This window comes from Variovorax sp. Soil_C_19 (assembly GCF_057657255.1).
Genome location: NZ_JBDGIV010000008.1, coordinates 203,439 through 223,347 on the forward strand (window position 1 = coordinate 203,439; position 19,909 = coordinate 223,347).

A 19,909-nucleotide genomic window follows, 5' to 3' on the forward strand; every position below is an offset into this window, starting at 1 on the left:
CGCGAGCCGATCAGGCGAAGGTGCCGTGCAGGAACCACGCGGTCTCGTCCTGCGCGAGACGCATTTGGAAGATCCAAAGCACGCCGGCATGCTCGCTCACGGCCACCCAGTAGTCCCGCGCGGCATGCCGCGTGGTCTCCTGCGCACCGCCATCGGCATCGGCATCGCAAGCCACCGTGGTGCGGTCCCACCATCCGCCCTCGACACGGTGCGGCCCCGCGAGCAGTTGCAGCACGCCCTGGTAGACCGGCCGGCTGTCGCGCGTCGCGAGGCGCAGCGGCTTCGGCAGGACGAAGGTCGGCTGCGGCACGTCGACGCTGCGGCATCTGGCGCGCGGCGCGGGCTCGGGCGCGGGCCGCCAGCGGCACATCCATTCCAGGCGGTGGTCTTCGAGGACGACGGGGCGCAGCACGCGGTCGGGGCCGAGCCGCGCCGCGATGCGCTCGAGCACCAGCGCCAGGCTCTCGCCCGACTGCCGCGCCTCGGGCAGCATCGACAGGCTCTTCTCCTCGAGCGACAGCACTTCCGTGGCCAGCAACTCGAGGTCGCCCACGGGCGCAAGCAGCTCGACCTTGCCCAGGTGCTCGGCCAGCAGCCGCATCAGGTGGTCGGGGTCGCGCGTGGCCTGGGCCGTGCGCACGGTGAGCTCGCCGCCGTCGCCGGCGCTCCTGGCGCGCATCGCGTCGTGGCACCAGCGCAGGGTGAATGCGGTCACGCCGGATCGCCGCGCCATGAGCCAGCCGGCCATCTGCAGCATCAGGCGGCGCGCGCCGAACAGCATCGCGGGCGCATGCTCGACGCGGGCCATCAGTTCGAGCCGGGCATGGAAGCTTTCGGGCAGCTGCGCCCAGGGATAGATCTCCGGGCGCAGCCCGTAGGCCTGGTCGAGCGCGGTGAGCAGCTGCGCATCGAAGCGACGCGAGAGACCGCCGCGCGGCAAGGCGCGGACCTGGCCGAGCGTGCGGCATCCGAGCCGGGCCAGCGTCGCGTGGTGGGCCGCGACGGCGGTCAGGGTCTCGAGCGGCAGCGCATCGAGCAGCGTTGCGAGCGGCTTCGCGAAACCGTTCGACAGCCCGGCCCGCGCCAGCGCGAGCGCGGCCAGGCCCGTGGGCGCCCAGCCCAGCTGCCGCACGCCGAGGTCGGGCGCTTCCTCGCGCACGCGTTCGACCAGCCGGCGCTTGCCGCCGAAGAGGCGCAGGCTCTGTTCGACTTCCATGACGACCGCCGGGCATGTCAGAAGCGCTTCGAGGACCGCAACGCGCGGGGTGAACTGCAGGCACCACGTCGCAAGCCCATCGAGCGCTTCAGTGCGCGGTTGCGGGCCGTCCGGCAGGTTGTCGGGAAGAAGGGCTGCCCACAGCATGGGAAAGCTCCCGCGATTGGCGGGCCGCGACGAGGCGGCTCGGGTGGCGAAGGCGTGGCGTCAGGATCGCCTCGAGACCGCCGGGCACCGAGGGAAGCCGCAACTCGCCCTCGTGCGGCGGGCCCTTGCGCTTGAGCAGATGGATGCGCAGCTCCCAGTCGATGCCGAAGCGCGCCTGCAGCCGCAGCGGCGCGGCCGAGGCCTCGTGCTCGGCCGCGGCCGGCCGGCACAGCACGACGGGACTGTCGCAGCCCTGGGCACAGACCTGCAGTCGCCGGATCTGCTCCTGGCGGGCCTGCGGCAGCCAGCTGACGAGCATGCCCGCGGCATTGGCCTTGATGAGCTGCTCGGTCGCCCAGAGGCGCTCGACCGGCTTGTCCGCCGCGATCCAGACCAGGTGGCGCTCGTCCAGGCCGAGGTGGTGCAGGCCCGGCAAATGCGGGGCCTTCGGTGGGCCGATGACGACGATCTGCCGGCCCTCGGCCACCAGCGTGCGCATGGCGGGCGCGAGCAGCCGCCACTCGAGCACCGAGGGCTGCACTTGCAGCACTTCGGTCAGCGAGCCGCAGGGCCAGCCGCCGCCGGGCAGCTCGGCGTCGAGGCCGTCGAAGCCTGTGCGCACGGTCGAGGTGACCGGCGAGCCGAGCGCGTCGCCGCGCCAGACGGCGGATTCGATCGCGTGCGGTAGCACGACGCGCGCGCGCCGCGGCTGCACTGAGGGCGGTGGACTTGCAGGGGCCAACGACGGTTCATCGCCATCGGCCCATGACAGGGAAATGGCCAAAAAGGACTCCAATGACTGTATGGATGTACAGTATCGGTCCAAGGCCACCGATGAACAAGAAGGTTTACAAATTCAATGTGTGATCGGTTGCGCCGCTTCCGGCCTGACCACCGAGCCAGCGTGAATTTCGCGTCGGTATCGAACGGCCGGCTCGACGTCCCGACATTTCGCGTCAAGCCGCGAACGCGAACACCCATCCGAACGACCGTGCCGGCCACGTCGTTCCCCGGAACAAGGGGAAGGCGGTGGGAAGAATCAGCTTGAACTCGCCTCGCTTGATCTTCGTGTCAAGGGCATTGACGCTCGCCGCGTGGATGCGGACCAGATCATCATCGTCCCGCACCTCGGGTTCCTTCTTTCCATACCGATCGAAGCGCTTTCATTGGGGACTGTTCATCAGCGTGTCGCTCGTGCGTTCCGGCGCGTTGCCGTTCAGGCGGCGCTTCGATAGCGCTCTGCCACCTGCGCCTGCCGGATGTCCGCGATCAGGGCCTGGCGTGCCGCGTTCAGCGCCTCGAACCGTGCGCCATCGTGCAGTGGCGGAATGGTCACGGGTTCGCGGCGGTCGAAGCCGACCAGCGCGGCATCCACGAGTTCATTCACTTCCATCAGGTCAGGCATCGCACTGGCATCGATGCCGGCACGATCCCAAATCTCGGTACGGGTGCCGGCAGGCAGCACCGCCTGCACATAGACGCCCTTGGGCGAGAGCTCCAGGCTCAGTCCCTGGGACAGGAACAGCACGAACGCCTTGGTCGCACCGTAGACCGACATGCCGAACTCGGGCGCCAGGCCAACCACCGACCCGATGTTGACGATCGCGCCATGGCCGGCCCGCGCCAGGCGCGGGGCGACGGCACTCGCGAGCCTGACCAGTGCCGTGGTGTTGAGCGCGACCAGGCGGGCGACATCGTCTGTCGATTGGTCGATGAACTGCCCGGACAGCGCGGCCCCGGCGTTGTTGATCAGCGTGTCGATCCTGGCGTCCTCGCGCAGACGGGCCTCGACCGCGGCCAGGTCGCCGGGCTCGGTCAGATCGGCCGAAAGGATGTCGACGGCCACACCGGCTTCGTCGCGCAGGCGCGCGGCGAGCGCTTCGAGGCGCGCCTTGTCGCGGGCAACCAGCACAAGGTCGTGGCCGCGGCGTGCGAAGCGCTCGGCATAGATGGTGCCGATGCCGGTCGAGGCGCCGGTGATGAGAACGGTGGAATGGGAGGTCATGTGCTTTCTCTTGGTTAGAAGGTGAATCGCCGTTTTTCATAATGATGTCGATCATCATCTTTGAAGTCAAGAACTTTGATGATGAGTGACATCAATGTATATTTCTGACTTCACGCACGACATACCTCAAGAGATCTGGACATGAAGGTCACCAAAGCGCAGGCGCAAGCAAACCGGGCGCACATCGTCGAGACGGCCTCGACGCTGTTTCGCGAGCGTGGCTACGACGGGGTGGGCATCGCGGACCTGATGGCGGCGGCAGGCTTCACCCACGGCGGGTTCTACAAGCACTTCGGGTCCAAGACCGAGCTGATGGCGGAAGCGGCGAACTGTGGTTTCGCGCAGACGGCCACCAGGGCCGAGGGCGTCGACGCGAGGGAATTCGTCACGCACTATGTGTCGCGCGAGCACCGCGACGCCCCTGGCGAAGGTTGCACGATGGCCGCGCTGTGCGGCGATGCCGCGCGCCAGCCGGAGTCGGTCAAGGCGGCTTTCGCGATCGGCCTGGAAGGCCTGCTGGCCACTCTGGGCAACCCGTTCGACGCGCCGGAGGCAGGCGGTCGGCAAAGCGACGTGCGCGCCAGGCAGATCGACGTCATTGCGCAGGCGATCGGTGCGATCGTGCTGTCGCGGGCCTGTCCCGACGACTCGCCCCTCGCCGACGAGATTCTGGATGTCTGCCGTGCCGCAGCCCTTTCCCGGTTGCCCTCCAAGACGCCTGCCGCCTCTTCTCGCTCGCGGAAGCGGTAGACAGGCTCAGGGGTGTCTCGAAGGCCCCCGGCGATGAAGTCTCACTCCAGCTTCACGCCGGCAGCCTTGATGAGCGGACCCCACTTGTCGCGAAGATCATGGACTGAGTGGCTGGCCAGCAATCCGCCGATCAGCCGCCCAGCCGCATCGCCGTCGAAGAGGCGGTCGCGACGACCGTCCCTTCCGGTTGCTCCAGGATCCCTTCGAGGAACACCACCCGCCGACCCCAGCGCACCACGCGCACGTCGGCCACGCACGGGCCGGGCTGCACGCGACCGAGGTAGCTGACCTTCATCTCGAGGGTGGCGATCGCCGCGCCCTCTTCCCGCGCGCACGCCGCCCATGCCATCGCGTGATCGAGCCAGGCGCCGAGGATGCCGCCCTGGATCACCTCCCCGCCCGAATGCGCGAGCCGCGCCGGCCCCTCGAAGCACACGCGTGCGCGCCCTTCCGGGTGGAGCGCGATGACGCGGTCGAACCCGATCGCGTCCATGAGGTCCTTGGGAAAGCGCGCCGCGTCGGCGGCGATGACGTCCACTTGCGCGCGCGCGAGCATGGCTTCCTGTTCCATCGTCACTGTCCCGTGAACTGCGGCGTGCGCTTCTGCGCGAACGCCCGGCGCCCTTCGGCGTAGTCTTCGCTCGCAACGCACGCCGCGCGCAAGCGCTCGATCTCCGCGTTGTCGGCTTCGGGCGCGAGGCGCCGCGCCAGCGCGATGGAGCGCTTGGCCAGGCGGGTCGTCAGCGGCGCGTTGGCCGCGATCTGCGACAGGACCTCCTCGATGCTCGCGTCGAGTTCGTCCGGCCCGAAGGCAGCCTGCAGCAGGCCAATGCGCAGCGCCTCGGCGCCATCGAAGGTGCGCGCAGTGAAGAACAGCTCCGCCACGCGTGGCGCGCCAAGCCCGTGCACCATGTGCTCGACGCCGCGAAAGGAATAGCCCAGGCCCAGCCTCGCTGCCGGCATGCGAAAGCGCGCGTCCAGGGCGCCGTAGCGCAGGTCGCAGGCCATTGCAAGGCCAAGACCGCCGCCCATGCACACCCCCCGGATGCTCGCCACGACGGGATGCGGGCATGCCATCAATGCAAGCTGGGCGTCCTCCACCGCCGCGTCGTAGTCGCCGCTGCCCGATGCGGCGCTTCGCTTCGTGTCGAACTCCGTGATGTCGGCGCCCGAGACGAAGGCCCGCTCCCCTTCGCCTCGCAGCAGGACCACCCGGATGTCGCCCTCTTCGGCGAACTCCCTCGTGCGCGCCGCCAGCTCATGCCACATGCCGAGCGACATGGCGTTGAACTTGCCGGGGTTGTCGATGCGCAACTCGCCGATGGCGCCGCGGCGCACCGTGATGATTCTTCCCTCGGCCATCAGATCACCGCCTTCTCGCGCAGCGAGGCGATCTCGGCGTCGCCATAGCCCGCCTCGCGCAGCACCTCGTCACTGTGCTCGCCCACCGATGGCGCCGGCGACGCCAGCGCCGCCGGTGTCCGCTCGAGCACGATCGGCTGCGTGATCATGCGCAGCGGCGCGCCCGACTCCGTCGGGATTTCGCCGACGACTTTCAGGTGGTGCACCTGTTCGTCGTCGAACATTTGGGGCACCGTGTACACGGGGCCGGCCGGGATACCGGCGGCATTGAGCGCCTGCACCCAGTGCGCCACGGGCTTCGTCTGGAAGAGGCTTTGCACCGTGGCATTGATCTCGCGCCGATTGCGCACGCGATCGGCGTTGAGCCTGAATTCGGGATGGTCCAGCCAGTCGAGGCGCTCGATCGCCTTGCAGAAGGCCTTCCACTGGCCTTCGCCCGAAACCCCGATGTTCAGTGCACCGTCAGCGGCCTCGAACATGCCCATGGGCGCAGACGTCGGATGGTCGTTGCCTTCTTGGGCCGGCACGTCGCCGTCCACGAGATAGCGAGCGGCCTGGAAGTCCATCATGGCGATCTGCGAATGCAGAAGCGACGCATGGACCCACTGGCCCTCGCCCGACTGCTCACGCTCGAGCAGCGCCACCATGATGCCGATCGCGGTGTACAGGCCGGTCGCGGAGTCCGAAACGGCGATGCCGGCGCGCACCGGACCGCTCTCCTTGAAGCCGGTGACCGACATCAGGCCGCCCATGCCCTGGATGACCTGGTCGAAGCCCGGCCGCCAGGCGTAGGGGCCGTCCTGGCCATAGCCCGAGATGCTTGCCAGGATGACCCGCGGGTTGATCCGCCGCAGGGTTTCGTAGTCGAGGCCGAGGCGGGCCTTGACGTCGGGGCGCCAATTCTCCAGCACCACGTCGGCATCCTTGACGAGCCGGTGCAGCACGTCGACGCCCTCGGGCTTCTTCAGGTTCAGCGCGAGGCCGCGCTTGTTGCGGTTGAGGTTCTGGAAGTCGCCGCCCTTGCGCTTGGCCGCGAACATCGCGTCGTTGGGGTCGACCCCCGGCGGCGGCTCGATGCGGATGACGTCCGCGCCGAAGTCCGCGAGCATGCGCGCGCAGGTGGGGCCCGCGCGAACGCGCGACAGGTCGAGGATTCGGAACCGCTTCAGGGCGGCCGAGGCGTTGAGCGATGGCATCTTCATGTCTCCTAGGTTGATCCTGGGGCGTCAGAGGTCGAGGACGACCTTGCCGAAATGGGCGTTCGCCGCGACGAAGTCGAGCGCGGCGCGTGCCTCTTCGAAGGGATAACGGGCGGCGACCGGCAACCGCAGGTCGCCTCGGGACAGCGCGTCCCAGAGGTCGGCACGCATGCGGCCCGCGATCTCCCGCACCTCTTCCGGGCTGCGGGTTCGAAAGGTCGCTCCCACGTAGCTGATCCGGCGCAGCGAATGCAGGTCGAAGTCGAACGTCCCGCTGAACCCGCCCATGCGTCCGACGTTCACGATGCGCCCGAGGATGCGCGTGGCCCGCAGGGTCTCGTTGATGCCTGGCCCGGCGATGAAGTCGACAACGAGATGGGCACCCTCGCCTCCCGTGGCCGCCAGCACCTCGTCGGCCCAGTCGGTCGCACGTCCGTCGACCACGTGGGTGGCGCCAAACTCGCGCAGCCTTGCTTGCCGCGAGGGCGTCGTGGATGTGGCGACAACCGCCGAAGCGTCGAGCCTGCGTGCAATCTGCATCGCCATGAGCCCCACGCCGCTGCTCGCGCCATGGACGAGAACCGTCTCGCCGCGCGTGAACCTGCCGCTGGCCGTCAGCGCCTCGTGGGCGGTTTGCAGCGCGATCGGAAGCGCCGCAGCCGAAGCCGCATCGATGCCCAGCGGCAGCGGATAGACGCGGCCCCAATCCGTCACCGCGTACTCTGCGTAGCCGCCGACCCCCGAACACATCACCAATTGGCCGGGTGCGAAGCCAGGTGGAACGCCGGGGCCGATCTCCACGATCTCGCCCGCCCATTCGATGCCGATGGTCGAGCCCACGCCACCGCTCCTGCCGTGGACATGGCCCGCCGCCACATGGAGATCCGCCCTGTTGATCGCTGCATGACTGACGCGCACGAGGATCTGGTTCGCCAGGGCAACGGGCCGTGGGATTTCGCGCAGTTCCGGTGTGGGGGTGCCCACGGTCCAAGCCTTCATCGTCTCGCTTTTGTTATTCATATAGTGAATTATCTATTCATTTATGTGATATTATGCGGTGTTTCCGATTCGAGAGGAAGGTCGCGCCATGCCAACAGCCAAGAAGTCATCCGCCAAGCCCACAGGCCAGCCACTCGTGGAGGGCTTGCTGCGCGGGCTCGCAGTCCTGCGATGCTTCGACCATGGCCGCGAGCGGCTGGGCAGCAGCGAACTCGCACGCATGACGGGCCTTCCACAGCCCACGGTCTGGCGCCTGTGCAAGACACTCGAGCACGGCGGCTACCTCGTCGCCGATTCCGACGGCGCCCGCTTCCGACCGGGGCTGTCCATCCTGACCCTCGGCTATTCGGCCCTGGACACGCTCGAACTAGCCGAGCTCGCGCGGCCGCTGCTCATCGACGTGGCGTCGCGGTTCGAGGGGGCGGCGAGCCTGTCCACGCGCGAGGGCGCGAACATGCTCTACCTGCAGCGCTGCGAGGCACCGCACTCGTTCCTCAGCGTGAACCTGCGCGTGGGCTCCGAAGTCCCCATCATCTCGAGCGGCACGGGCTGGGCCTACCTGGCGGGGCTGGGGCGCGAGGACCGCAAGGCGGCGCTGGCGGAATGCAAGGAGGCGCATCCCGCGCTCTTCAAGAAGCACGAGAAGCAGGCGCTCGCGGCACTGGCCGACTACGGCAAGGACGGCTTCGTCACCAACATCGATGTGTTCGTGCCCGGAATGAGCACCGTGTCGGTTCCGCTGGGCACTGCGGAGCAGGTGTCTCCCTATGCGCTGAACATCACCTCGGCGTCGGCAGTGTTCAAGGTTGCTGCCGTCCGGGCCGAGGCGGGTGAGGCCGTGGCCGCGATCGCGGCGCAACTTCGCCCGGTTGCAGAACGGCTCCGAAGCGGCTGAATAGCGCCTATTCACAGCGCGTCCGTGAAGCTCCTAGTGCGGAGGTAGAACGCAGCTCCTACCATTGATGAATAGCTTATTCACTCAATGAATCAGGAGTTTCGATGATCGCTTATCCATTCCCCGCAGGTGCGGCAACCACCCGTGTCCTCGAAGCCGGTTCGGGCGACAGGACCGTGGTCCTGGTGCACGGCACGGGCGGGCGCGCCGAGCGCTGGTCGCGCAACATCGACGCGCTCGCGCAGCGGGGCTACCACGTCTACGCGATCGATCTGCCGGGCCACGGCTTTGCGTCGAAGGGGGCCGGGGTCGCATGCTCGGTGCCCGCCTACCGCGAAGCGCTCGGGGCGTTTCTCGACGCGATGGGCATCCAGAAATCCACCATCGTGGGAACCTCGCTCGGCGGCCATGTCGTGGCCTCCTATGCGTGCGAGAACCCGACCCGCGTCGACGGCATCGCCCTGGTCGGTAGCATGGGCCTCGTGCCCATCGGTGACGAGGCGCGCGGGCGCATCAAGGCAGGCGCCAACAACCAGACGCGCGAAGGCGTTGCCGGGAAGATGCAGCGCGTGATCTTCGATCCCGCGCTCGTCACGCCGGAAATGCTCGAAGAGGAATGGCGCATCAACAACTCCCCGGGCGCCAAGGCGTCGTTCGAGGCGCTGGGCTCCTACATCGAATCGGACCTCGACGACGAAGTGGTCGGCGAGGCCTTGGCCGCGGCGAGCTTCCCGGTGCTGCTCGCGTGGGGCGACGAAGACAAGACAGTGACGCCTTCGGTGGGTGAGAAGGTGCGCCAACTGGTGCCGCGCAGCCGCCTGGTGCGATTCGCACGCGCGGCGCACACGGCCTACTACGAGCGCGCCGACGAGTTCAACCAGGCCCTCGTGGATTTCATGGAAGGCAGGCCCGGAGCCTCCAAGGCCGACGGCGTTGCCTGGAGCTGAGCCGATGAAGCGCTACATCGTCGGAGGCACCCTCATCGACGGGACGGGCGACAAGCCCGAGCCGCTGCATTGGCTGGAGATCGACGGCGACCGCGTGGGCGAGATCGCCAAGGGCGAGGGTCCCGCCAGGCCCCTGCCCCATGGCGCGGAGATCGCCTGGGACGCCACCGGCAAGACCGTGATGCCGGGGATGATCGACGCGCATTGCCACATCAGCTACGGCGTGGCGCGCGGCATCGAGGAGCAGGACCTGTTCGGCTCGGCCGAATACCGCGCGATCCGCGCCGCGTTCCACGCCAAAACGGTGCTGCAAGCGGGCGTCACCTCGTTCAGCGACCCCGGTGGCAGCTGGTATGTGGCCGTTGCAGTGCGAGACGCCATCAAGGGCGGCCTCTTCCCCGGGCCGCGCATCACGGCGGCAGCGCGCTACCTGTCGACCCATGCGGCGCTCACGGACTACTTTCCGTCGTGGGTGGGATCGCCGCGCTCTGGTGTGGGCGCGCTCACCGAAGGCGCCAGCCAGATGGTCAACGAGGTGCGCGACCAGGCCAAGAACGGCGTCGACTTCATCAAGATTGCCGCGAGCGGCGAGTCTGCGCTGCTCACGCCCGGCGGCGGCAGCGTGCCCGCATTCCGCGCCGATGAGCTCAAGGTCATCGTCGAGGAGGCGCATCGCCTGAATAAGCGGGTGACGGCCCATGCGCGCAGCGGCGAATCGGTGATGGACTGCATCGAGGCCAGGATCGACTGGATCATGCACGCCGACTTCATGGACCGCTCGCAGGCCGACCGGCTTGCGGCCAGCGGCATCCCGTGCTGCCCCGCGCTCACCTTCACCGCCAACGTGGCCGATTGGGGCCACCTCGCCGGCTGCTCGCAGTCGCGCATCGACCGCTTCAGGCGCGATCTCGACAAGGCGGTGGTCAACCTCGGCTATGCGTGGAAGAACGGCGTGACGATGATGACTGGCACCGACACCGGTTTCGCCGTCACGCCCTATGGCGAGTGGCACGCGCGCGAGCTCGAGCTGTTCGTGACGCTGCTGGGCATGAGCCCGCTCGAGGCGATCACCTGCGCCACGAAGAACGCAGCGGTGACCATCGATGCCGAGAACGTCGGCACGCTGGCGCCGGGCAAGTTTGCCGACCTGCTCGTCGTCGACGGCGACCCGCTGGCCGACATCCGCATCCTGCAGGACAACGCCCGCTTCGCGGCGATCTTCCTCGGCGGCCAGGCGGTCGACCGCACGCCGCAACCGGCCATCACGCGCTGGCCCTGGGAGCGCAGCTTGATGATTTCAGAGCGCGAGCTCTTCCGGCCTGCCGTGCAAGCCGCGATCGCCGAGCGCGCCGGCACGGCCTGAAGCCGACCCACTTTTCGTACATCACAACAGGAGACACCCATGAGATCGTTCCTCCGCGCGGCGCTCGCCGCGCTCGCCTACGCTGGCCTGTCCGCACTGATGCCCGCCCTGGCACAACCGTCGCAGGTCACCATCGTCGTGCCCTATCCGCCGGGCGGCCTGTCCGACACCCTGGCTCGGCTCACGGGCAAGGTGCTTGCGCAGAACATGGGCACGACAGTCATCGTCGAGAACAAGCCCGGCGCCAACGGGGTGCTCGGCCTGCAGCAGATTGCGAACGCCAAGCCCGACGGCAGCGTGATCGGCATGGTTCCCGCGAGCGTGATGACCGTGAATCCGGCGCTCTACAAGGACATGAAGGTCGACACCTTGAAGGATGTGGTGCCGCTGACGCTCGCGATCACGCTGCCGAACGTCCTGGTGGTCAATCCATCCGTGCCCGCGAAGAACATGGCGGAACTCGTCGCCTACATGAAGCAGCAAGGCGGCAAGGTGTCGTATGGCTCGATGGGCACCGGTTCGAGCGCCCACCTCAACGGCGAGTTGCTGGCGCGCGCCGAGAAGCTGGAGATCACGCACGTGCCCTACCGCGGCAGTGGCCCCGCGATGCAGGACCTGATGGCAGGGAACATCCAGATGGCGTTCGAGAACCTGCCGGTCGCACTGCCCTTCATCCAGTCCGGCAAACTGCGCGCCATCGGCGTCACCAGCGGCAAGCCTTCGGCGCAGGCGCCCGAGATCCCGCCGATCGCCAGGACGATCCCGGGATTCGAAGACAACATCTGGTTCGGCTTCATCGCTCCCGCCGGCGTGCCACCGGCGGTGGCCGAGCGGCTGCATGCGGAGCTGGTCAAGGCCGTGCAATCCGAGGAGGTGGCCAAGGTGATGCGCGGGCGCGGCGCCGCGATCACGACGAGCACCCCGCAACAGATGCGCACGCTGATCAGCGAGGAACGCGACAAGTGGGCGCGCCTGGTCAAGGAACGCAACATCTCCGTGGAGTGAGCCCGTGCAGAAACCCTTATTCGCCTTCGAGCCCCCACCCGTCGTCTCCGTCGCCATCGCGGGGAGCGCCGCGCGTTTCCCGGTCCGCCGCGTCTATTGCATCGGACGCAACTACGAGGCCCACGTGCGCGAGATGGGCCACGACCCGTCGCGCTCGCCGCCCATCTTCTTCTGCAAGCCGGCCGACGCGGTCGTCGAGGCCGTTGCGGACAGCGAGGCGTCCTTCGCCTACCCGAGCGAGACCGCCAACTGCCACCACGAGATCGAACTCGTGGTCGCGATCGGCAAGGCCGGCCGCGACATCCCCAAGGAAAGGGCGGCCGGCCATATCTTCGGCTACGCCGTCGGCCTCGACATGACCCGGCGCGACCTGCAGCAGGCGGCCGCGCGCGCGGGGCAGCCCTGGGAAACGGGCAAGGCCTTCGACGCCTCTGCGCCGATGGGACCGATCCATCCGATCGATGCGACAGGCGTGCTGACCACCGGCGCGATCGCGCTCGAAGTCAACGGCGAGCCGCGACAGCAGGCCGACCTGGCCCAGCTGATCTGGAGCGTGGACGAGATCGTGGCGGCGCTGTCGCGCCTGTTCGAACTGCAGCCCGGCGATCTGATCTTCTCGGGCACCCCCGAGGGGGTCGGCGCGGTGGCGAAGGGGGATCTCATGACCGGCCGCATCGACGGGCTGGGCGAGATCCGGGTGCGCGTGAACTGACCATTTTGGAGACACCGACATGTTGAACAGAAGAGACTTCGTGGCCGCGGCCCTCGCTACGGCGCCCATCCTTCCCGCCTTCGGGCAGCAGCCCGAGACCGCGCGCATCTTCGTGGGATTCACGCCCGGCGGCCTCACCGATGTCATGGCCCGGCGGCTCGCCGACAAGATGCGCGGCGGCTACGCGCCGGCCATGCTGGTGGAGAACAGGCCCGGCGCGTCCGGCCAGATCGCCATCACGCAGGTCAAGGACTCGCCGGCCGATGGGAGCGTGCTGCTGCTGACGCACTCGTCGGCGCTGGCGATGTATCCCTTCACGTTCAAGAAGCTGCCCTACGACCCGGCGAAGGACCTGATGCCGGTGTCCCTGGTCTGCCACACGAACCACGCGCTCGCCGTGGGCCCGCTCGTCCCTGCGAGCGTCACGAGCCTCAAGGACTTCGTGGCCTGGGTCAAGGCGAATCCCGACAAGGCGAACACGGGCACACCGGGCCTGGGCTCCATGCCGCACCTCGTCGTGGCGGTGGTCAACCAGCAGACCGGCCTCGACCTGAAGCCGGTCCCCTACAAGGGCACCGCCGCCGCCATCAACGACGTGGTCGCCGGGCAGATCGCCTCCGCCGCCGGGCCCGTCGGCAACTACCTGCCCCAGGTGCAGGCCGGGAAGCTGCGCCTCATCGCCGTGTCAGGCGAATCGCGTTCGAGCTTCGCGCCCGGCGTGGCGACGTTCCGCGAGCAGGGCGTCGCCATGACGGCGCGCGAATGGTATGGCGTCTACCTGCCGGCCAGGGCAAGCGCCGAGACCCAGCGCCGTGCGCAGGCCCAGGTGCACGCCGCGCTGTCCGACCCCGCGCTGGCGGCGTTTCTCCAGCAGTCGGGCGTGGACGTCGCCCATTCCACGCCGCAGGTGCTGGCGTCGATGCTGGAGGCCGACACGAAGGAATGGCGCACGCTGACCAAGGAGATCGGCTTCACGGCGGAGTCCTGAGCGCGATGCGCTCGCCGTGAACGCCCACGCTCACCACTTCACGCGCACCCCCGCAGCCGCATTGACCGAGCTGCCCACGCGCGCCGACCCACCCGAGGCCCAGAGCTTGCCGAGCTCGCCGTAGAGGCTGGTGCGCTGGCTCACCGCCAGGGTGAAGCCCGCGGCCAGCTCGGTGCTGGTGCCGCCGATGGGCGCACCGACCGGCGTGATCGCCGCAGGGTTCACGAAGCGCGCAACGTCGTTGCCCTTGGCGCTGCGGTACACGTTCAAGCGGCCGTAGGGTTGCAAGGTGCCAGCGCCGGTGGCGAAGCTGCCCTTGACCCGCACGCCTGCGCGGCCGGTCCAGCCGCTGTCGGCATCCTGCTGCACGACCGCGCCCGCGATCGACACGTCGTCCAGCCGCTGGCGCCCATGGATCAGCTGCAGCTGCGGCTCGATCGACCAACCGCTCGCGCCGAGCGCAAATGCCTTGCCCACCTCGATCGAGGCCAGCAGGCTGTTGCCCTTGCCCGATGCGCCCGCGCCCGCCAGCGGCTGCACCGTGTAGCGGTGGCGGCCGGCCTGCAGCACCACGTCGGCATAGAAGCCGCTTTCACCGGCATAGGTGCCGTAGAGGCCGAGGTACTGGCTGCGCAGGTCGTTGCGTCCGGCGGCCGTGTTGAGCAGCCCGCTCGCAAAGCCGCGCACCTGGGTGTCGCCTTCGAGCTGGCCGACGTAGATGCCGGCGCGCCAGTCGGGCGTAGCCAGCAGGTCGGTGCCCGCCTGCAGGCCGGTGACGCGGCCTTCGCTGTGCGGCGACACGGTGCCGCCCTGGCGGATGTCCATGTCGGTGGAGATCAGGCGTCCCCAGGCGCGGCGATGGCCGCTTGCCGCGCTGGATGACGCGCCCGGGCTGCCGCGCACGTCGTCGTCACCGATGCGCTGGTGCAGGTTGGCCAGCATGCCGAGATCGCTCTGGCGCAGCTGGCTCGGCAGCGCGCCGAACAGCGACGCCTCGGCGCGGTAGGTCGGCAGGCCGGCGCCCGGCTCGGCCTCGGTGCGCAGGTACCAGTTCTCGCCGCCACCGCTGTTGTCGCCGGCGTAGAGGCGGTACTCGAACGCGCCCGCGTCGACGCGGCCACCCGCGAGCGCGAAGGCGTCCTTGCTGGTCTGCGCCGTGGTGGTGGCGCCATTGAGCGCACTCACCACCTCGATTCCCGCGCCGCTGGTGCGCGCGCCCAGGCCGCCCAGGTTGGTGACCTCCACGGTCGTTTGGCCGCTCGCGGTGGCTGCGGCGCCGTCGAGCACCAGCCGGTCGGCGATGCCCGGGTTGTCGAGCTTGGCGCCGAGGCGCAGCACGCCGTTGTTGCCGACGTAAGGGCCGGTGAGTGTGAGCGTGGTGCCCGGTACGCTGCCGACCAGCGAGACCGTGCCGGCATTGGCAAGGCCCGCCATCTGCTGGCTGTGGCCCGCGAGGTCGAGCGTCGCGCCGCTGGCCACCACCGCGCTCGAGGCGGCGCTGAAGGCATTGGCTGCGCCGGCCGCGAGCGTGCCCGCGGCCACGCGCGTTTCGCCGCTGTAGGTCGCGCTGCCCGACAAGGTCAACGTGCCCGCGCCAACCTTCACGAGCGAGCCACCCGCGCCGCTGATCGCGCCCGAGATCGTGTTGTCGCCGCCGAGCGCGCCGGTGGTGAGCATTTTCGCGCCGAGCACGACGTCGCCCGCGCCGCCGAGCGAGCCGATGCTCGTCCCGGTGGCCGCCAGGTCGATGCGCACCTGGCCGCCGGCCGCGTTGCTCACGCTCGCGTCCGCGGCCATTGCGCTGTCCTGCAGCGCCAGGGTGCCCTCGTTCGAAATCGCGAGCGTGCCTGCGTCGGCCTTGCCGCCGAACTGCAGCACCGCGCCCGAAGCGATGCCCACCGCGCCCGTGCCGAGCGCACCGCTGGTGTCGGTGGCGAGCGTGCCCGCATCGACCAGCGTGCCGCCGCTGTAGCTGTTGGCGCCTGCGAGCGTCAGCGTGCTGGCGCCGATCTTGCGCAGCTTGCCGGTGCCGCTCATCGTTCCGGCATAGGTGCCGGCGGTCTTGTCCTGGTCGAAAGCGACCTCGGCGTTGTTGACGATGCTGCCGCGCAGGCTCGCGGCGCTGCCTTGCAGCACGCCGCCCTTGACGGTGGTGCCGCCGCTGTAGGTGTTGGCGCCGCCCAGGATCAGCCGGCCTGCGTCTTCCTTCGACAGGCCCCCGGTGCCCGAGAGCGCCACGTTCAGCGTGGCGGTCATGTCCGCGCCCGCGGCTGTGCCGTCGCCCACGCGCAGCACGGTGTTGGCACCGTCCATGCGGATGCCGTCGCCCTGCACCTCGTAGCCGTCGACCGCAAACTGCGCGCCCGCGATGCGCACCGCACCGCCGCTGCCGTCCACCGTCACTGTGCCGGCCTTGCCACCGAACACCGCGAACTGGTTCTGCGCCCAGTTGCCGTTGAGCTTGCCATCGGCATCGGTCCATCCGTCCATCGATGGCGTCGGGGTGCCCGCACGCCAGGTGCCACTGCCGCCGGCCACCTGACCGTCGTTGTACTTGCTGGCGTCGCCGCCATCCCAGAAGTTGAGCGACAGGCCCGCGCGGTTCACCAGGTTGACCTGCTGGGCCACCGAGGTCTGCACCTGCAGGTCGGCCGCCTTGGTGCCGGCCGGCGCGGTGCCGATGTCCAGGCCGTTGTCGGTCAGCGTGCCGCCGTAACTGACCAGGCGATAGAGCCCGGGCCCGAAGGTGCCGCCCGCCGACTGCGCGATGTTGAGCGTGCCGTCGAGCTGCACGTTGCCGCCTACGTTGATCAGGTCGTTGAGCGCGCCGCCGGGCACGCCGGCCTGGCCGAGCTCGTAGTTGAGCGTGGCGCCCGCAGCGAGCGTGAGCGCGCCGAGCGTCAGCGTACCGGGGCTGTTGCCCGCGGCCAGGATGCCGCCCTTGGCGACGGTGACCGCACCGGCGATGGTGCCGCTGCCGGCCAGCGTCGCGCCGCCTTGCACCCGCACCGCGCCGCTGCCGGTCGCGCTGCCGCTCTTGTTGTTCACGCTCAGCGTGCCGGCGCTGACGGTGGTGCCGCCGGTATAGCTGCTGGCACCCGCGAGCGTGAGCGTGCCCGCGCCCACCTTCACGATCGAGCCGCCCGTGCCGCTGATGGCGCCCGACAGCGTGGCGTTGCCGCCGAGGCCGCCGAGCGTGAGTGCCTTGGCGCCGAGCAGCACCTGGCCCGCGCCTTCGAGCGAGCCGATGCTCGTGCCCGCGGCGCTGAGGCCATCGATGCGCAGCTGTGCGCCCGCCTTGTTCACCACGGTGGCATTGCCGCCGCTCGACGCATCGCGGAACGCCACCACGGCACCGCTGTTGGCGGTGATGGTCAGCTTGCCCGCATCGGCCGTGTTGCCGAACGCCAGCGATGCCTTGCCGGCCACCGACACCGGTCCGGTGCCCAGCGCGCCGCTCGCCAGCGCTTCGAGCGAGCCTGCGGCCACGTCGGTACCGCCCGTGTAGCCGTTGGCGCCGCTCAGCTGCAAGGTGCCGGCGCCGGCCTTGCGCAGGGCGCCGGTGCCGGTGAGTGCGCCGGTCAGCGCCGCCGTGCGGGCCGCATCGACATCGAATGCGCCGCCCGCCTTGCCGAGCGTGACGGCGCGCGCGCTGCTGGTGTCGCCGGTCACGCGCAGCGTGCCGCCGTCGAGCGAGAGCGCGCCGGCTGCGGCGCCGAGGTTCGCGTCGGCGGCGATCTGCAGCACGCCACCGCTGACGCGCGTGCCGCCGCTGTAGCTGTTGGCGCCGCCGAGCACCAGCGTGCCCGCGTCTTCCTTCGCGAGGCCGCCGGTTCCGGTGAGCGCGGCGCCGATGGTCGCCGTCATGGTCGCGCCCGCGGCCGTGCCGTCGCCCACGCGCACCACGGTGCTCGCATTGCCCAGCTCGACGGCATCGCCCTGCACCACGTAGCCGCCGGTCGCGAACTGCGCGCCCGCGATGCGCACCGCGCCGCCGCCGTTATCCACCGTGACCGTGCCGGCCGCGCCGCCGAAGACGGCGAACTGGTCCTGTGCCCAGTTCGCGTTGAGCTTGCCGTCCATGTCGGTCCAGCCGTCGAGCGAAGGCTGCGGGTTGCCGGCACGCCAGGTGCCGCTGCCGCCGGCCACCTGGCCGTCGTTGTACTTGCTGGCGTCGCCGCCATCCCAGAAGTTGAGCGACAGGCCCGCGCGGTTCACCAGGTTGACCTGTTGCGCCACCGAGGTCTGCACCTGCAGGTCGCCCGGCGCGCTCGGCGCGGTGCCGATGTCCAGGCCGTTGTCGGTCAGCGTGCCGGTGTAGCCGATGAGGCGGTACAGCCCCGGCCCGAAGCTGCCGCCGGCCGACTCCGTGACGTTGAGCGTGCCGTCGAGCTGCAGGTTGCCGTTGACGTTGACCAGGTCGTTCAGCGTGCCGCCGACGGTGCCGGCCTGGCCAAGCTCATAGTTCAGCGTGGACCCGCCGGCGAGCGAGAGCGCGCCGAGCGTCAGCGTGCCGGGGCTGTTGCCCGCGGCCAGGATGCCGCCCTTGCCGACCGTGACCGCACCGGTGATGGTGCCGCTGCCGGTCAGCGTCGCGCCGCTTTGCACCTGCACGGCGCCCGTGCCGGTGGCACTGCCGCTCGCGTTGTTCACGCTCAGCGTGCCGGCCGCCACCGTGGTGCCGCCAGTGTAGCTGTTGGCACCCGTGAGCGTCAGCGTGCCGCTGCCCACCTTGACGATGGCGCCGCCGGTACCGGTGCCGGGCTGCGGGAACAGGCTGCCCTTGTCGGAGATGGTGCCGGAGATCGCGTCGTTCGCGTTGGTGGCGCCGAGCGTCAGCCGCGTGGCACCGAGCACCACCGCGCCGCCGCCCGCAAGCGAGCCGATCGCGAGGCCCGCCGGTGCAGTGATGCCCGACACGTCGAGCGTGCCGCCCGCGGCGTTGGTGATCGACGCGCTGCCCGCGGACGCGGTGCCCGCGAAGTACACCAGGCCGCCGGCCTGGTTGGCGACCTTGGCCGTGCCTGCGGAGGCCTTGGACGCGAAGGCCAACAGGCTGTCCGCACCCACGGTGATGCTTGCATTGCCCGCGCTGGCCGCGTCGCTGAAGGCGACGACCGCGCCCCGGTTGTCGATGGTCGCGTTGCCGGCCGTGCTCGCTTCGCCGAACAGGGCCCCGTTGAAGTTGCCGCTCGTGAAGCCCTGGCCATGCAGGTCGATGCGGGCTGCACCGGCCGAGGCGGTTTGCGCGAACCCGATGAGGTTGCGGCTGTCGGTGCTGCTGGCGCGCCCCACCGTGAAGCGGGTGCTGCCGGCGCTGGCCGAACCGGTGAACGCCAACTGCGTATCGGTGGTTTCAAGGCGCACGTCGCCGCTGCCGAAGGCGCCGTCCACGCTGGCGACGACCGCACCGCCGTCCTGCAGCAGCGTGCCGCCGGCGTGGGTGTTGGCGGCGTTCAGCGACACGGTGCCGCCCGCGCCGCGCACGGTGAGGCCGCCGGCACCACCGATGGAACCGTTCGACTCGAAATCGCCACTGGCCATCTCGAAGGTGCCGCCGCCCGCGCCCAGCGTGATGGCACGCGCCGAGGCCACCGTCGAGGCACCCGCGGCCACGCGCAGCGTGCTGCCATTGAGCGCCAGTGCAGTGCCGGCCGCGCCCAGGTTGTTGTCCGCCGAAATCTGCAGCGTGCCTCCGTTGACGGTGGTGCCGCCCGTGTACGAGTTCGCGCCGCTCAGCATCAGCGTGCCGCCGTCTTCCTTCACGAGGCCACCCGTGCCGCCGATCGACGCGCCGATGGTCGCGGTCATGCCCGCGCTCGCGGCTGTGCCGTCACCCACGCGCACAACCGTCGCCGGTGCGCTGATGGTCAATGCGTCGCCGACGATGCTGTAGCCGTCGACCGCGAACTGCGCGCCGCCGATGCGCACCGCGCCGCCCGCACCCTTGTTGTCGACCGTGACGGTGCCGGCCGTGCCCGTGAAGATCGCGAAGCCGTCCTGCTTCCAGGTGCCGTTCATCGTGCCGGCCGCGTCGGTCCAGTTGTCGCCCGGGCTGCCCGCGCGCCAGGTGCCTGCGCCGCCGGCGATCTTGCCGTCGTTGATGTTCGCGCTGTCGTTGCCGTCCCAGAGGTTGAGCGCCACGCCGTCGGAGTTGACCAGGTTGACCTGCTGCGCCACCGAGGTCTGCACCTGCAGGTTGCTCGCGTCGGTCGGCGCCGTGCCGACGTCCAGGCCGTTGTCAGTCAGCGTGCCGGTGTAGTTGATGAGCCGGTACAGGCCCGCGCCGAACTGGCCGCCGGCCGTCTGCGCCACGTTCAA

At 69.7% G+C, this 19,909-nt stretch carries 15 protein-coding genes; 7 read left to right on the forward strand and 8 right to left on the reverse strand.

Features of this window, described 5'->3' with window-relative positions; all coding sequences use genetic code 11:
• Positions 1 to 10 precede the first annotated feature (10 nt).
• The 3 genes from AC3A6R_RS17660 to AC3A6R_RS17670 form a co-directional block, all read right to left on the reverse strand.
• Positions 11 to 1,363 carry a Y-family DNA polymerase gene (locus AC3A6R_RS17660; protein ID WP_487865062.1) on the reverse strand — a complete coding sequence of 451 codons (1,353 nt, stop codon included), beginning with the start codon at positions 1,361 to 1,363 and terminating at the stop codon, positions 11 to 13.
• Positions 1,305 to 2,078: a translesion DNA synthesis-associated protein ImuA gene (gene imuA, locus AC3A6R_RS17665; protein ID WP_487865063.1), complete on the reverse strand. Its 774-nt coding sequence runs from the start codon at positions 2,076 to 2,078 to the stop codon at positions 1,305 to 1,307. The genes AC3A6R_RS17660 and imuA overlap by 59 nt, the downstream gene beginning before the upstream one ends.
• Positions 2,079 to 2,579: 501 nt before the next feature.
• Complete coding sequence (locus tag AC3A6R_RS17670; RefSeq protein WP_487862100.1) at positions 2,580 to 3,368, reverse strand: SDR family NAD(P)-dependent oxidoreductase; 789 nt, start codon at positions 3,366 to 3,368, stop codon at positions 2,580 to 2,582.
• A gap of 141 nt (positions 3,369 to 3,509) precedes the next feature.
• On the opposite strand from AC3A6R_RS17670, the gene AC3A6R_RS17675 reads away from it, so the two are divergent.
• Positions 3,510 to 4,118 carry a TetR/AcrR family transcriptional regulator gene (locus tag AC3A6R_RS17675; protein ID WP_487862101.1) on the forward strand — a complete coding sequence of 203 codons (609 nt, stop codon included), beginning with the start codon at positions 3,510 to 3,512 and terminating at the stop codon, positions 4,116 to 4,118.
• Positions 4,119 to 4,248: 130 nt separating this feature from the next.
• Here AC3A6R_RS17675 and AC3A6R_RS17680 read toward each other — a convergent pair whose 3' ends face one another.
• The 4 genes from AC3A6R_RS17680 to AC3A6R_RS17695 are packed head-to-tail and all read right to left on the reverse strand — an operon-like array spanning position 4,249 to position 7,678.
• Positions 4,249 to 4,689, reverse strand: a complete 441-nt coding sequence (locus AC3A6R_RS17680; protein WP_487862102.1) for a PaaI family thioesterase — start codon at positions 4,687 to 4,689, stop codon at positions 4,249 to 4,251.
• A 2-nt stretch (positions 4,690 to 4,691) separates the two neighbouring features.
• Positions 4,692 to 5,480: an enoyl-CoA hydratase gene (locus AC3A6R_RS17685; protein ID WP_487862103.1), complete on the reverse strand. Its 789-nt coding sequence runs from the start codon at positions 5,478 to 5,480 to the stop codon at positions 4,692 to 4,694.
• Positions 5,480 to 6,676 (reverse strand): CaiB/BaiF CoA transferase family protein, encoded by a 1,197-nt coding sequence (locus tag AC3A6R_RS17690; RefSeq protein WP_487862104.1) that lies wholly within the window; start codon positions 6,674 to 6,676, stop codon positions 5,480 to 5,482. Before AC3A6R_RS17690 ends, AC3A6R_RS17685 begins: the two co-directional genes overlap by 1 nt.
• 30 nt (positions 6,677 to 6,706) lie before the next feature.
• A complete protein-coding gene (locus tag AC3A6R_RS17695; RefSeq protein WP_487865064.1) occupies positions 6,707 to 7,678 on the reverse strand; it encodes a zinc-binding dehydrogenase in 972 nt (323 codons plus the stop codon).
• Positions 7,679 to 7,766: 88 nt separating this feature from the next.
• On the opposite strand from AC3A6R_RS17695, the gene AC3A6R_RS17700 reads away from it, so the two are divergent.
• From AC3A6R_RS17700 to AC3A6R_RS17725, 6 genes are all read left to right on the forward strand, one after another.
• Positions 7,767 to 8,573 (forward strand): IclR family transcriptional regulator, encoded by an 807-nt coding sequence (locus AC3A6R_RS17700; protein ID WP_487862106.1) that lies wholly within the window; start codon positions 7,767 to 7,769, stop codon positions 8,571 to 8,573.
• A 104-nt stretch (positions 8,574 to 8,677) separates the two neighbouring features.
• Entirely contained in the window at positions 8,678 to 9,520 is an 843-nt protein-coding gene (locus AC3A6R_RS17705) for an alpha/beta fold hydrolase (protein ID WP_487862107.1), read from the forward strand.
• Positions 9,521 to 9,524: 4 nt separating this feature from the next.
• Complete coding sequence (locus AC3A6R_RS17710; protein ID WP_487862108.1) at positions 9,525 to 10,883, forward strand: metal-dependent hydrolase family protein; 1,359 nt, start codon at positions 9,525 to 9,527, stop codon at positions 10,881 to 10,883.
• A gap of 39 nt (positions 10,884 to 10,922) precedes the next feature.
• On the forward strand, positions 10,923 to 11,888 hold the full coding sequence (locus tag AC3A6R_RS17715) for a Bug family tripartite tricarboxylate transporter substrate binding protein (RefSeq protein WP_487862109.1): 966 nt from the start codon (positions 10,923 to 10,925) through the stop codon (positions 11,886 to 11,888).
• Positions 11,889 to 11,892: 4 nt separating this feature from the next.
• Positions 11,893 to 12,600 carry a fumarylacetoacetate hydrolase family protein gene (locus AC3A6R_RS17720; RefSeq protein ID WP_487862110.1) on the forward strand — a complete coding sequence of 236 codons (708 nt, stop codon included), beginning with the start codon at positions 11,893 to 11,895 and terminating at the stop codon, positions 12,598 to 12,600.
• 19 nt (positions 12,601 to 12,619) lie between these two features.
• Positions 12,620 to 13,588, forward strand: a complete 969-nt coding sequence (locus AC3A6R_RS17725) for a tripartite tricarboxylate transporter substrate-binding protein (RefSeq protein ID WP_487862111.1) — start codon at positions 12,620 to 12,622, stop codon at positions 13,586 to 13,588.
• A gap of 30 nt (positions 13,589 to 13,618) precedes the next feature.
• Here AC3A6R_RS17725 and AC3A6R_RS17730 read toward each other — a convergent pair whose 3' ends face one another.
• A complete protein-coding gene (locus tag AC3A6R_RS17730; RefSeq protein ID WP_487865065.1) occupies positions 13,619 to 19,903 on the reverse strand; it encodes an autotransporter-associated beta strand repeat-containing protein in 6,285 nt (2,094 codons plus the stop codon).
• Between the last annotated feature and the right edge of the window lie 6 nt (positions 19,904 to 19,909).

Bases quoted from the DNA above. Each gene is read 5' to 3' on its own strand.
- AC3A6R_RS17660 (WP_487865062.1), bottom strand. From the start codon at position 1,363: ATGCTGTGGGCAGCCCTTCTTCCCGACAACCTGCCGGACGGCCCGCAA.
- AC3A6R_RS17670 (WP_487862100.1), bottom strand. From the start codon at position 3,368: ATGACCTCCCATTCCACCGTTCTCATCACCGGCGCCTCGACCGGCATC.
- AC3A6R_RS17675 (WP_487862101.1), top strand. From the start codon at position 3,510: ATGAAGGTCACCAAAGCGCAGGCGCAAGCAAACCGGGCGCACATCGTC.
- AC3A6R_RS17680 (WP_487862102.1), bottom strand. From the start codon at position 4,689: ATGGAACAGGAAGCCATGCTCGCGCGCGCGCAAGTGGACGTCATCGCC.
- AC3A6R_RS17685 (WP_487862103.1), bottom strand. From the start codon at position 5,480: ATGGCCGAGGGAAGAATCATCACGGTGCGCCGCGGCGCCATCGGCGAG.
- AC3A6R_RS17690 (WP_487862104.1), bottom strand. From the start codon at position 6,676: ATGCCATCGCTCAACGCCTCGGCCGCCCTGAAGCGGTTCCGAATCCTC.
- AC3A6R_RS17695 (WP_487865064.1), bottom strand. From the start codon at position 7,678: ATGAAGGCTTGGACCGTGGGCACCCCCACACCGGAACTGCGCGAAATC.
- AC3A6R_RS17700 (WP_487862106.1), top strand. From the start codon at position 7,767: ATGCCAACAGCCAAGAAGTCATCCGCCAAGCCCACAGGCCAGCCACTC.
- AC3A6R_RS17705 (WP_487862107.1), top strand. From the start codon at position 8,678: ATGATCGCTTATCCATTCCCCGCAGGTGCGGCAACCACCCGTGTCCTC.
- AC3A6R_RS17710 (WP_487862108.1), top strand. From the start codon at position 9,525: ATGAAGCGCTACATCGTCGGAGGCACCCTCATCGACGGGACGGGCGAC.
- AC3A6R_RS17715 (WP_487862109.1), top strand. From the start codon at position 10,923: ATGAGATCGTTCCTCCGCGCGGCGCTCGCCGCGCTCGCCTACGCTGGC.
- AC3A6R_RS17725 (WP_487862111.1), top strand. From the start codon at position 12,620: ATGTTGAACAGAAGAGACTTCGTGGCCGCGGCCCTCGCTACGGCGCCC.